The organism is Nonomuraea sp. NPDC049684 (assembly GCF_044465345.1).
Classification (GTDB): domain Bacteria; phylum Actinomycetota; class Actinomycetes; order Streptosporangiales; family Streptosporangiaceae; genus Nonomuraea.
In genome coordinates this window covers 1,076,328-1,088,670 of sequence record NZ_JBITLO010000001.1, presented here as the reverse complement: position 1 = coordinate 1,088,670, position 12,343 = coordinate 1,076,328, and the positions used below count along the sequence as shown (strand labels likewise).

Genomic DNA, 12,343 nt, shown 5'->3' with positions numbered 1-12,343 from the left:
GGCTTCGGCGCACTAACTGTGTCTCGAAGACACTGTGTATCCTGGAGACAGTTTTTACAAGGGGAGGCTGCGATGTCGGCTAACGAGGATCCGACGGCATTGGCCGAACTGTTGTGGGGCCTGCGGAAGCCGCGCACCAGGGGCCCCAGGCCTGCCTTCGACCTCGCGCAGGTGGCCGACGCCGCTGTCAAGGTCGCCGATGCCGAGGGCTTGGAAGCGGTCTCGATGCATCGGGTGGCCGCCGAGCTCGGCCTCACCAAAATGGCCCTGTACCGCTATGTCAACGGCAAATCCGAGCTCATCGCGATCATGGTCGAGGCGGCGGTCGGCACACCCCCCGACCTGAGCGGCCTGACCAACTGGCGGGCCAAGCTGGAAGAGTACGCCCGCCAACTGTCCGCCGCCTGGCGACGCCACCCCTGGCTGCCGTCGATCACCGTGGGCGACCGCGTCATGGGTCCACGCGAAACCGGATGGGCCGAAAGAGCCCTCAGCGCCCTGACCGACACGCCTCTGACCGAACGCGAACGGCTGGACGCGGTCATGCTGGTCTCCCACCACATCCGCGCCACCCACCCGGCCGCCACCCAAGGCACCCAGACCTGGACGAACGGCGGCGCCGCCCCCATCATGCGCGACCTGCTACTTCGCAACGCCGACCGTTTCCCGCTGCTGGCCACCACCATGGCCACCCCCTCGGCCGCCACGACCCAGGAGTTCGGCCTGCACGCCCTCCTCGACGGCCTCGAACACACCATCACCCGACGCACCCGAAACGGCGACGAACCAGCAGCTTCTATGTAAGAAGCAGCGCGCCCGACCGGGACGGACGGAGTGGTGCGGTCGCTAAGCCGCTGTCGGACAACGACGGGGGACTCGAAGCCATGTCATGGGCCTGTTCGGGGCCCTGAGGGTCTTATTGGCCGGTGTCGTCGCTCTCGGCTCGCGCAGGGGCCGCAGCCCGTCTGCGGGCTGGGACGTGGTGAAGCCATGTCGGTCAGGCCGCCAAGAGTGCCCGATCGGCCCAGTCCGGCTTCGGCCGGCGCACCGTGATCTCGACATCCTTGGACGCCTGGCCACGCCCCAGCCAGCCGAACACCCGAGTCAAGGTCAAGGCCGCAGGTCAAGCACGATGCGACGAGCCGTGAAGCGGCACAGGCCTGACGGGGGCGCGGGCGCGGCCGATGACTCAGAAGTCGACCAAGCGCATGCTTGAGGGGGTGCGCCGATGGACACGAGGGCGATGGCGTCCGCCTGTCGGGGCGTCATGGCCGGTGCGCCGCTACGCCGTGGTCGGGAACTGGCGGTCCAGTCCGGTGACACGCAGCAGCCGGGCCATTCGCGGTGAGACGCCGCGCAGGGCGAGCGTGACACCCCGTGCCCGCGCCCGGCCTTTCACGCCGATCAGCACGCCGATCCCGCCGGCACCGCAGAAGGTGACCCGGGACACGTCCAGGACGAGCAGGTCGGTGCTGTGATCCAGGGCGCTGATCAGCCGCTGGCGCAGCCGAGCTGTGGTGAAGATGTCAATGTCTCCCGACAGCTGTACGAGAGTCGGCGCCGAGGCGCTCACAGCCTGCGGGGCGATGTCGATGACGGTCATGAAGTTCTCCTCACGGAAGAAGCTGAAGGGTCATGAGATGCCTGCCTGTCGAGGACCGGCCCGGTGTCAGTTCGGGGACACCTGGTCTGCTCGATCAGGTCATGCAGGTCGTACCGGAGTCGGGCCGGCGAGTGCGCGGGGGCGAGGATGGGCGTCGATGCTCAAGCCTGCGCCGCCTGTGCGGTGAGCTTGAGCGTGGCCTCGGCGGCGCCCGCGGGCCGCCCGCGCGCCGGGATCCGGCGCGGGATGTTCTGCCACATATCGCCATGGATGCCGATGCGGAGCGTGACTCGATCGAGCAGCTCGCCGACCGCGGCGACGAGACCGGGCAACTCGGCGGACGCGTCAGGGGAGGAGAGCCGCCGAGCCCTGTCCGCCACGTTTCGCTGATTCGGCGCCGGGTCGATGCTGAGCCGTGCGGGATGAAAGAGAAGTGTCGACATCATGATCGCCGGGCCTGTCCGGGCCCGTTCAGGGGGCCGGTGGTGGTTCGCCGAAGGCGACGCAGACCTGAGTGCCGACGCTCGAAAAGTCTTCGGTAGTTTCACCCTACCTCACGACTTCCAGGATTCCGTAATTCCCGCAGCGTAAGTGGCTGATATCGCAAGAAAACGGGGGCTGGATCCTCGCCCCGCGACGCATGCCCGTGGAGCGACGATGTGTGGACGGTCAGGGCGTTGGCTGGTCGGGCACGGGCGCCAGGCAGTTCAGGACAATTAGCTGCATGAGGTGACAGAAACCTGGAGGAGGTGATTCGTGACCAGGCGCATGAGCGGCGGGGGGCTGCGTATCACGGGCTGTCGTGTGTGCTAGGGTGAAAGCAGTTGCAGTTGTGGTACCCATAATGAACTTGTGTGCACCTGACGGTATGTGGCCTCGGGTGCATTTTTGTTTTCCGGTCTTCTCCGGGTGTGGGCCTATCTCGGCGACGCGGAATTCGTGCATCGCGGATTTCGGCTTGCACCTGCGAAAAGGAGATCGACATGGCTTCTGGCACCGTGAAGTGGTTCAACGCTGAAAAGGGCTTCGGCTTCATCGAGCAGGACGGCGGCGGCGCCGACGTTTTCGCGCACTACTCCAACATCGTCTCTCAGGGCGGCTACCGCGAGCTGCGGGATGGCCAGAAGGTGGCCTTCGATGTCACCCAGGGCCAGAAGGGCCCGCAGGCCGAGAACATCGTTGCCGCCTGACGAATAGCGCCACGAATCAGGGTTCGCACCTTCACGGGTGCGAACCCTGATTCGTTTCCGGCCTCGTGTTTGTACGTAGGGCGATCGGCAGTACGAGATCTACAGCTGGCACGGCGAATCGAGCATGCCATCTCCGGGACCGAGGCAGAACGTCCGGCCGGCGAACTGACCGCGCTCCTGGAAGCCAGGCTGTGGCACACCAGTGGAAGATCGATGAGAGGACCTGATCAACGACGGGACAGCCCGATCTGCTCAGTGCTCCCAGAACGGTGACCGGCGAGCCGTCGCCGATCCCGCCTCCACTGGCGAAAGCGTGCTGACCGCGCTGGTGCCGCGGTCCGCCGCAGCCCCCTCCCTCGTCGCCTACTCGCACCCACCACGTCCAGTCATGCTGGACGAGACCTTCATCCCCGTTTGGAGGTCAGGCCGCCGGCGATCGCGTAGCCGTGCTGCGAGTCGCCGCTGACACCCGGACAGACGGGTCAGCCGCGGTCGAAGGTCTGGACGACGATGAGGCAGGCGAACGCCGCGAGCGCGAGCACGGTCCGGACGAGGTGCAGGTTGAGCCACCGCCGGCGGCTCTCGGCCCAGTCGGCGGGCGCTGAACGGCATCGCCTGAGCGGTCCTCACTCGCGACCTCATCCGGGCCGGCGACGGTGGAGCCGTGCGCGAGGACGTGGTCGCGGATCTCTGGAGCATCGGCGTCTCGCCCCGGGGCGATGCAAATTCCTGCCTGGCTTCCGGCAAGGACGGCGCTTCGCCCGGAATGGCGGGCAGGTAATGATCGCGGACCTGGACGAGACGTCGGGCCAGGGCCCTCGCCGCCGAGTCCGGCGTCCTCTTCGCGCCGACGGACGTCACCAAGGAGCAGGACGACCAGGCAGCCGTCGAGGCCGCCCTGACCACCTCCGGGAGGCTCGGCCTCGTGCATCTCCGAACGGAACGCTCGTCCTCGAGACCCGCCGTAGGGTGCTGAAGATGCCGGACGGCGAGGCGTCGCGCTCCCGACCCTGATGGACTGCGGCGCCGCCGACGCGTTCCTCCAGCTCCGATTCGTCGGACAGCGACAGGGTCCGTGCGGCAGGCGTGATCCCCTGCGCTACCTCGCGCATGATCGTCGGCCCGCACCGCACCTTGGCAGCATGGAGAATCCAACGCGCGAAGGGGCAGGAAAATGATCTTTGAAAGTGGCCCGATGCCCGGATCCTTACGTGCGGCCGTGCTGGCAGTGTCGATCCTTCTCTGCGGCTGCTCGGCCACGCCGGCGGCGGCCCCACCGTCCCCGACCGCCCCGGCCAAGCCGACATCCACCCCCATCTGCGACGGCCGGCTGCCGCCCACGGGGCCGGAGAAGACCGCCTACACCGATCGCATCGATGACTGGCAGCTCGCCATGGCCGTCAAGGACGGGTTTCCCGACGACCTGGCGGTCAATCGGGACGGGACAGTCTGGGTGGTCGGCACGGCCGAGGCGCCGGTGAAGCCCTATCTGGACAAGGAACAGGGGTGCCTGGTCACGACCGACACCGAGCGCCGGGGGAAGGTGTGGCGGTACGACGCGGGTACGTGGCATGTGGTCGCTCCGCCGCGGAGGTGCTCGGACCACCTGTCCAAGGTCGACGTGACCGAGGACGGCAGCCTCTGGGTGTACGGCAAACGGCTGGAGAAGAATGACCAGGTGTCCTGCGTGGCTCGATGGAACGGCAGCGGATGGGAGGCGCGGACCGTCCGAACGGAGGACCCGGCCGAGGAGGCCAAGGCGCTGACCGTCAGCGGCGCCGATCCGTGGTTCATCGACGCCCGGGGGAGAACCGTCCGGCTGACCAAGGGGAAGCTCTCCGCCCACACACCGGTGGCGGAGGCTGACGTGCTCGCGCGAGGGCATGGGGGCGCGCTCTGGGCGGCGGGGGTCCAGGGTGCACGTCGCCTGCAGCTCGCACGATGGGATCGCGGGCGGTGGCAGCGCGTTCCCGACCTGGCGCTGCCCCATCCGAAGGGAGAGCCGAGGGCCTGGCTCGCGTGCGACAGCATGGTCGCGACCGGGCCTGATGACGTCTGGGTGGCCGCCTACTGGACCTGGTACGCGAGCGACGGTTCGGAGCCCGGGCGGCAGGTCCTGGCCCATTGGAACGGCTCGGCCTGGTCGTGGCACACGGGGAAGGTGGCACTGCCGAACAGAGAGGCCGACCTGGCCCCGGATGGGCAGGGTGGCGTCTGGCTCACCTCCCTCGACGACACCGCCCTCGAACACGTCACCGGCCGGCGCCACGAGCCGATCAAGCTACCCGATACGGAGGAGGATTTCGGGCTGGGCATGCGGCTGTCCCAACGTCCTGGCACCCGCGAGGTCTGGGCGCTGAGCCAGGGGAACCTCTGGGTCACTCGCAGGGACGCCGGGTCGTGAACGGCTCCATGGCACCGACGCCGGGGTCGACGACATCACCCTCAACGCCACCATGCGCCGCCTGGCCCGCGCGCACGCCCGCGCCCACGACCACGACCTCAAGCAGGCCGACGCCGTCCTGGACCAGCTTGTGGACACCTTCCGCGACAAGCACGTCCCGCCCGGTCCTGGCCACCATCGCCGAACAAGCCGAAACCACCCGCATTCAACTCCACGACCAGGCCTGACACCCGGCCACGGCCGTCCTTGCCGCCTGCCTGAGCGCTACCGAGACGCGTTCCGGACGCCGCACCGATGCGACCGGCACCGTCCAGGTGGCGCTGGCGCTCCTGCGTGAGGCCGGACATCGCATGGGCTTTGCCGTGACCGTCCGGCGGTCCGGCCAATCCTGCGCCCGCTCGGACGTCACGCCGAAGCCCGGAGGGACGGTGCTGTAGATCGCCCCGCCAACCGCACTGGCCAGCGCGATCCTGGTCGCGGGCATGAAGAAATGCCCCGTCCGCGTGAACCTTGCGATGTCCGGATCCACCTTGCCGCCGGTCACGCAACGTCCGGACCAACCTTGCGACAGGAGGAAGATCGCCCCATGGACGCCGACGACTTCCGCCCACTGTCTGTTCGACCTGGCAGAGCGGCTGATGCAGAGTCCCTGGTGAATCTTGACTCGGTCGCGAGATCCGATGGCGGCCAGCGGCGCGGCAGCATCGAGCGTTGGTGTCGCGACGGGTCTGTCCTGGTGGCCGACAGTCCCGCTGGGCTGGTCGGCTACTGCGTCGTCGAGTACACCTTCTTCGAGCAGGGCTTCGTGACGATGCTCATGGTGGCCGAGTCCGCCCGGGGGCACGGCATCGGCGCGGAGCTTCTGAAGGCTGCAGCAGCCTCATGCCGAACCGCGAAGCTGTTCACGTCGACGAACTTGTCCAACCATCCCATGCAGCGGCTGCTCCTGCGGGCCGGCTGGCGCGCGGTGGGGATGGTGCACGGCCTCGATGAGGCTGATCCCGAGGTCTTCTACCTCCGCTCTCCCCAGAGCGCCGAAAACGCAGAGTGACTCTGGACGAACGCGGAGACCATTGTGTCGAAGCCACCTGACATCTTGCAGTAGGCCCTGACCAGGATCAGGCTCTTGCCCGGACGAGACAGAGAAACCCCGGCGGGCTGCCGGGGTTGCCTGTCTTGTAACGTCGCAAAGTGACGATGCCCGCGCACTCTCGTTGATCTTGATTGTGATCGTTGCCGAGGGTCGTCCGGCGCGTCGACATCGTCCGAGTGGCTCGACGCCCTACCTCTGCGGATCAGCGAGCGTCCGACCAGGTGAGAGAGCCGCGGCGGCGCAGCCGGAAGGCGACCGCGGACACCCACAGCATCGCGCCGGTCACTCCGACGGCCAGGGTCACCGAACCGCCCGGGCCGCCGCTCATCGTCCAGCCGTTCCCGGCGATGACAGCCGCGCCCGCCACGAAGGACGCGACGGCCGAGCCAGGGGCTCCGGCCCGGGAGAAGCGGCGGCCGAGCACGAAGCAGGCCGCGGCCAGGGCGATGAAGGCAATCGAGCCCGAAGCCATGTGCAGCCCGGCGTGCCAGCTCATCGTCGCGGGCGGGCCCGCGGGGGTGCCGACGGGGAAGCCGTCGCCGGCGTCCATCCGGAAGATCCCCGCGGAGATCATCCCGATGCCGTTGACCAGCAGGAGGCGGGGGAGCCACCGGCCGGGAACGGCCCGGCGCAGCCCGTACGAGCCGGCGATCACCAGCGCGCCGACGACCAGGAAGTCGGCCACCTGGACCCAGCCGAGCGAACCGGTCGACAGCTGGCTGAGCGGGTGGCGGACGATGTCGAAGCCCTCGCGGGTGAGCACCTGGGCCAGGTTGACCACCGTCCACAGGGGGGCGGCGACGGCGCCAGCGGTCAGCAGGCTCCGGGTCGAGGCGGCGGGGGCGGTAGTGGTGGTGATGGCGGTCATGTCCGGTGTCCTTTCGTGTTCTACTGCATACGCGACGAACGGGCGATGTGACAGGGAACGCATATGAGATTTCTGCTGACGAACGTGAGCGAGCGCCGCGACGACGAGACGCTGCACGCCGAGATGGGCAGGTTCATCCAGGAGCTCACCGAGGCGGGCGTGCTGCTCGCGACCGGTGGCATGGAGCTGGGCGGCACCGTGCTCAAATCCGCGGGCGGCGAGCTGACCGTGACCGACGGGCCCTTCGCCGAGGCCAAGGAGATGGCGGGCGGGTTCGCGCTGATCGAGGTCGGTTCGCGGGAGGAGGCGCTGGAGATCTCGCGGCGCTTCTTCGCGGTCGTCGGCGACGGCGAGTGCCACATGCGCCAGATCTACTGATGGACGCCGTCACGGCGGTCTGGCGGGAGGAGTCCGCGCGGATCGTCGCCGGGCTGGCCCGGATGCTCGGCGACGTGGGCCTGGCCGAGGAGTTCGCCCAGGACGCGCTGGTCGCCGCGCTGGAGACCTGGCCGCGTGACGGCGTACCGGACAGGCCGGGCGCGTGGCTGACGACCGCCGCCAAGCGCCGCGCCCTCGACCACCTGCGCCGGACCCGGCGGCACGATCAGGCGCTCCGCGACCTTGAGCCCGAGCACCTCGGAGACCGCGAACGACCGGAGCAGGCCGAGGTCGGCGACGACGTGTTGCGGCTGATGTTCGTCTCCAGCCATCCGGTGCTGCCCGCCGAGGAGCGGACCGCGCTGACCCTGCGGCTGCTCGGCGGCCTGACCACCGCGGAGATCGCCCGCGCGTTCCTGGTGCGGGAGGCCGTCGTGGCCGGACGCGTCGCGCGCGCCAAGCGCACGCTCGCCGAGGAGGGGGTGCCGTTCGAGCTGCCGAGGGGGCCCGAGCTGGCGGTACGGCTTGCGTCCGTGCTGGAGGTCATCTACCTGATCTTCAACGAGGGCTACTCGGCCACGGCGGGTGAGGACCTGATGCGGCCCGCCCTGGCGCTGGAGGCGTTGCGGCTCGGGCGGCTGCTGGCCGGGCTGGCGCCGGGCGAGTCCGAGGTGCACGGGCTGGTGGCGTTGATGGAGATCCAGCAGTCGCGCGCGGACGCCCGTACCGGGCCGTCGGGGGAGCCGGTGCAACTGCACGAGCAGGACCGGGGACGGTGGAACCGGGAGCTGATCGCGTCCGGGTTCGCCTCCATGCTGAGGGCGCGGGCGGCCGGCGGAGGGCTCGGCCCGTACGTCCTGCAGGCGGCGATCGCGGTGTGTCACGCGCAGGCGGCCGGCGCGGCCGACACGGACTGGGACCAGATCGCGGCCCTCTACGGCGCGCTGGCACGGCTGCTGCCCTCGCCGGTGGTCCGGCTCAACCAGGCGGTCGCCGTCGGCATGGCGGACGGGCCGGAGGCGGGGCTGGCGCTGGTGGACTCGCTGCTGTCGGACCCGGCGCTGCGGGACTACCCGCCGCTGTCGGCCGTCCACGGCGACCTGCTGGCGCGGGCGGGGCGCGACGCCGAGGCCGGGACGGCGTTCGAGCGGGCCGCCGCCCTCACCCGCAACACCGCCGAACGCGCTTTCCTCCTCACCCGCGCCGCCCGCCATCGCACCGCCTCCTCCCTCGCCCGTGCCGCCCGCCACCGCACCACCTCCTTCCTCGCCCGTACGGCGGGCGTCCTGGACGCGTCCCCGCTCGGCGAGGCCGCGGACCGGTTCCTGGCGCGTACGGACCTGGACGCCGGGACGATCCGGTCGTACGGGCAGACGTTGCGGCGGCTGCGCCTGGACCTGGGGGTCGCCACGCCGCTGGCCGAGATCACCCCCGCCCTCGTGGCCAGGGTCTTCGCCGCCGCGTGGAGCACGGCCGCGCCCAGGACCTGGAACCGGCACCGCGCGGCCGTACGGTCGTTCAGCGCCTGGGCGGGCCTCGCCGACCTGTCGGCCGAGCTGCCCAGGAAGCACGACGACCGCAGGAGACGCCCCGCCGTCGCCGATCAGACCCTGGCCGCGCTCTGGCGGCACCCGTCGCCGCGGGAGAGGGCGCTGTGGCGGCTGGTGCACGAATCGGGCGCCCCGGCCGCCGCCGTCCTCGCGCTCGACGTCGAGGACCTCGACCTGCCCGCCCGCCGCGCCGCCACGATCACGTGGGGCGACGGCGCCGCGGCCCTGCTGGAGGAGCTGGTCGCGGGCCGGACCTGCGGCCCGCTCTTCCTGGCCGACCGCAGGCCCGCCCCCGCCCGGACGCCGGACCCGGCCGACCTGTGCCCCGAGACCGGCAGAGGCCGCCTGTCGTACGAACGCGCCGAGTACCTGTTCAAGCGGGCCTCGGGCGGTTACACCCTGCACCAGCTCGCAGCGTCCGCACGCCGATCGGCACCCGCACCACGCACAGCAGCGCGGTGACCGCCACGTCGGGCAGCGCGCTCTCCTTCAGCACGCCCATCCAGGTCGGTCAGGTCGCGGGCTGGCTGCGTTGATGCGGGGGCTGGTGCGGCCGGCGCCCGTTGTAGTGGATCAGATGCTCCTGGAGCACGGGAGTCAGCTGGCGTTTTTTGCGGATCAGGACGAGGTCCAGGAGCTCGCGGCTCCGAAATCGCCTCACAGCACCGCACCGCGGCGCACCGCCGAACCGCTGCTCTCTGCCCCCCCCGCCTCCCAGCCGGTGTATGGGCAAGCTGACGCCCCTGCCCTTCGGGGAGGGGCGTCGCCGTGTCGGAGAGGAGGGCGGGGCCTCAGCCGACCGTGATCGTGCCGTACGCGTAGGCAGTGAAGCCGTTCTCGTCCCCATTGTGCCGACGGCCGGTCATGACCTGCCCCGGACCCGCCGCCGTGGAGTGGTTGCTCTCCTTCATCAACTCGGTCCAGTAGCGAGAGGTGAGCCGCAGCTCGCTTCCGCGCCAGCGCAGCGTGCCGTACTTGTGGCGGGTGTCACCATTTTCGTCCCCCAAGTGCTGCCTGCCGACGATGACCTGGTCACCGGAACCTAGGAAGTACGAGTTGCTCTCCTTCTGCCTGGTATTCCAATTCCAGTTCTCATGCAGTACGGAGACTCGTTCACCGTCGATGTAGATCCGGCCGCACTGGTTCATGGTCCAGTCGGTCTCGTCCCCATAGTGGGCCCGGCCGATCAGCACCTCGTCCTGCGGGCACTCGAATATGCTGTCCGGCTCCTTGAGGCGAATGAAACTTCCGTAGAAGACCTCGATGCTCGGTGTCGCGGCCTCGAATACCGCCGCATTTTTGGCTACCACCGCAGACGCGGGCGCTGAGGTCAGGGCGGCCAGGGCGGCCGCCGCTGTCGCGACGGTCAGGGCCTTCTTGTACATGTTCATGTCCTTCAGGTTTGTGTCCTGCTTCGCGCGACGTGCGCCTAGAGCACGTGTGCCGGCGGATTACCTCGTCGCTTCCGCGGCAAGGTCGCAGACGGCACTAAAGATCGTCTTGGAGCCGGCTTGCGGCCTGTGCGATGCCAGAACGCTGACATCGCTGCTGAGCTGGGCGTTTGCCGGGCGATCAGGCTGCTCTGTGGTACTCGTCGACCAGTCCCGTGGCGGCCCTTGGCCAAGGTCGTGCCCATGACGGGCGGAGGTAGCGGCCTTGAAGGGGGCGATGATGGGTTGAAACGGCGCTCGTCCTCGGGCGTCCCCGGATCGCGCTGGCGCGAAGCGTCAACCAGCCGAGCAATCGGACCATCAGCAGACGCCGCAGGCGTAGAAACGCGAGTGCCGGGGGATAGAAGGCCAGGCCAGACGCAATAGACGGGTTTCGGCGCCGCACGCGCAACCGAGCCGGCCCCGAGCGGTGTGCTATTTCGGCGGTGGTGGTTTGCGCTTGGTCTTGATGCCCAAGCGCTTCCTGAGCCACTTCACGCCCCCGCAAAAGGCCGGGATGACCGGTAACGCCAGAACTGCGGACCCCCACCCTTGCTGGATGCACACGTTGCTGATCGCCAGAACGAGCAGAGGCCCAAGAACGACCCATGTGCGGAGATGGCTCCTGAGCGTCCAATACAGGAAGATCTGAATGCGACGCATCAGGAAGGCGTGGGGTCGGAGAGCAAATCGGAGTTGGGTCACCTTTCCGAGCTGGCGCAGCGCGTATTTCAGCTGCACGAACTGGCCCGTGCGGGTCTTGGCCAGGAAATGCAGTTCCGCGCGCCATTCCTCCAGGTAGCGGTCCCGGGCCGCGGAAGGTAGGAGGCGCGCCTGTAGCTGGAGCAAACGTAGAGCTGGTGAGGCGAGGTGATTCAGTTCCCGCCGTTCGGTTGGTTGAGCCGAGAGCTTGCGCACCAGGGCGAGGGAGGCGTCGAGGTTCAGGTTGAGCTTGCGGGTGTCGTCTCGCCCGCTGCCGAGGTGGTAGGAGGAGTTGCCGTGCATGGTCAGGCTCAACGACTGAGCCAGCAAGACCGCGTGCGAGGCCGCTCTTTCCAGGTAGACGGTGAGCTGACTGTCGATTTCCAGAGGCAGGGACCGCTGCATCGTGCAACGCAGTGCGCGTGCGAGCAGGATGGCCTGACCAAGAAGCTCCTTGAGCGTGCCAGGGCTTTCATCCACCTGCTTGATGAGGTTGATCTCGATGTAGGCGCCAACGTCCGAGTAGTACGTCAGGTCTCGTTGGAGTTCGCGCGCATACGTATAGGCAGACGAATCCTCTGCCTGTTCAACATGCGCCCCCAGAGCGGCGATGTTGTGAGAAGGGGTGACGTCGCCATCGGTCATGCCAGGTCACCGAGATGCCGGGGCTGACTCATCGAGCTCGATTTTGCGATCTTGGCCTGGGCCTGCGCCAGGGCGATGCGTGCTTGTTCGGCGCCGTCAGTGGTGAGCTTGTAATAGCGACGGCGCGGCCGGCCGACCTCACGGGGATCCACATCCTCGAAGTGGCTCTCAAGCCATCCGACGTGCTCGAAGCGGGCGAGAATGGGATGGATGGTGCCCGGTTGCAGTCCAGCGGCGGCGCAGATCTCCAGCCCGTACATCTCGCGGGTCGGCACCTGAAGGAGAGCGCGAAGAACCAATTGGGTCGGCACCGTCATCCGAGGAGTTGCACCCATGCAGGAACTCTAACTAGGGGTGAGCGGCCAGGTACTCCCTTTCGGCAATTCACCTCCGCCGGCTATCGCGAACTGCACCAACTGCTCATCTTGATGCCGCGCGCCACAAGCCGGAGGGACCTTCGGCGCCTTGTCAGTCGGTCAC

At 68.7% G+C, this 12,343-nt stretch carries 13 protein-coding genes; 6 read left to right on the top strand and 7 right to left on the bottom strand.

Annotated features, from left to right (window positions below; all coding sequences use genetic code 11):
* Positions 1 to 72: 72 nt before the first annotated feature.
* Positions 73 to 804 (top strand): TetR/AcrR family transcriptional regulator, encoded by a 732-nt coding sequence (locus tag ACIBST_RS04875; protein WP_397169170.1) that lies wholly within the window; start codon positions 73 to 75, stop codon positions 802 to 804.
* Positions 805 to 1,282: 478 nt separating this feature from the next.
* On the opposite strand, the gene ACIBST_RS04870 is transcribed toward ACIBST_RS04875, so the two are convergent.
* Both ACIBST_RS04870 and ACIBST_RS04865 read right to left on the bottom strand, forming a co-directional pair.
* Entirely contained in the window at positions 1,283 to 1,603 is a 321-nt protein-coding gene (locus ACIBST_RS04870) for an STAS domain-containing protein (RefSeq protein ID WP_397169169.1), read from the bottom strand.
* Positions 1,604 to 1,764: 161 nt separating this feature from the next.
* Positions 1,765 to 2,049, bottom strand: a complete 285-nt coding sequence (locus ACIBST_RS04865) for a DUF5994 family protein (protein ID WP_397169167.1) — start codon at positions 2,047 to 2,049, stop codon at positions 1,765 to 1,767.
* Between the two features lie 537 nt (positions 2,050 to 2,586).
* Between ACIBST_RS04865 and ACIBST_RS04860 the strand changes: the two genes are divergently transcribed.
* Together ACIBST_RS04860 and ACIBST_RS04855 are read left to right on the top strand one after the other, a co-directional pair.
* Entirely contained in the window at positions 2,587 to 2,793 is a 207-nt protein-coding gene (locus tag ACIBST_RS04860) for a cold-shock protein (protein WP_370019072.1), read from the top strand.
* 1,228 nt (positions 2,794 to 4,021) lie between these two features.
* Positions 4,022 to 5,197: a hypothetical protein gene (locus tag ACIBST_RS04855; RefSeq protein ID WP_397169165.1), complete on the top strand. Its 1,176-nt coding sequence runs from the start codon at positions 4,022 to 4,024 to the stop codon at positions 5,195 to 5,197.
* Here ACIBST_RS04855 and ACIBST_RS04850 read toward each other — a convergent pair.
* Positions 5,172 to 5,351, bottom strand: coding sequence for a hypothetical protein (locus ACIBST_RS04850; RefSeq protein WP_397169164.1), 180 nt, complete (start codon positions 5,349 to 5,351; stop codon positions 5,172 to 5,174). The genes ACIBST_RS04855 and ACIBST_RS04850 overlap by 26 nt on opposite strands.
* A gap of 432 nt (positions 5,352 to 5,783) precedes the next feature.
* On the opposite strand from ACIBST_RS04850, the gene ACIBST_RS04845 reads away from it, so the two are divergent.
* Positions 5,784 to 6,248, top strand: a complete 465-nt coding sequence (locus tag ACIBST_RS04845) for a GNAT family N-acetyltransferase (protein ID WP_397169162.1) — start codon at positions 5,784 to 5,786, stop codon at positions 6,246 to 6,248.
* Between the two features lie 244 nt (positions 6,249 to 6,492).
* Here ACIBST_RS04845 and ACIBST_RS04840 read toward each other — a convergent pair whose 3' ends face one another.
* Entirely contained in the window at positions 6,493 to 7,158 is a 666-nt protein-coding gene (locus ACIBST_RS04840) for a DUF998 domain-containing protein (protein ID WP_397169161.1), read from the bottom strand.
* 63 nt (positions 7,159 to 7,221) lie between these two features.
* Between ACIBST_RS04840 and ACIBST_RS04835 the strand changes: the two genes are divergently transcribed.
* Positions 7,222 to 7,536: a YciI family protein gene (locus tag ACIBST_RS04835; protein WP_397169159.1), complete on the top strand. Its 315-nt coding sequence runs from the start codon at positions 7,222 to 7,224 to the stop codon at positions 7,534 to 7,536.
* Positions 7,536 to 9,548 carry a sigma-70 family RNA polymerase sigma factor gene (locus ACIBST_RS04830; RefSeq protein ID WP_397169158.1) on the top strand — a complete coding sequence of 671 codons (2,013 nt, stop codon included), beginning with the start codon at positions 7,536 to 7,538 and terminating at the stop codon, positions 9,546 to 9,548. Before ACIBST_RS04835 ends, ACIBST_RS04830 begins: the two co-directional genes overlap by 1 nt.
* Positions 9,549 to 9,877: 329 nt before the next feature.
* Here ACIBST_RS04830 and ACIBST_RS04825 read toward each other — a convergent pair whose 3' ends face one another.
* From ACIBST_RS04825 to ACIBST_RS04815, 3 genes are all read right to left on the bottom strand, one after another.
* Entirely contained in the window at positions 9,878 to 10,477 is a 600-nt protein-coding gene (locus tag ACIBST_RS04825) for a hypothetical protein (protein WP_397169156.1), read from the bottom strand.
* 474 nt (positions 10,478 to 10,951) lie between these two features.
* Complete coding sequence (locus ACIBST_RS04820; protein WP_397169155.1) at positions 10,952 to 11,863, bottom strand: hypothetical protein; 912 nt, start codon at positions 11,861 to 11,863, stop codon at positions 10,952 to 10,954.
* The gene (locus ACIBST_RS04815) at positions 11,860 to 12,198 is read right to left on the bottom strand and encodes a PadR family transcriptional regulator (RefSeq protein WP_397169153.1); all 339 of its coding nucleotides are present in this window, start codon (positions 12,196 to 12,198) and stop codon (positions 11,860 to 11,862) included. Before ACIBST_RS04815 ends, ACIBST_RS04820 begins: the two co-directional genes overlap by 4 nt.
* Positions 12,199 to 12,343 lie beyond the last annotated feature (145 nt).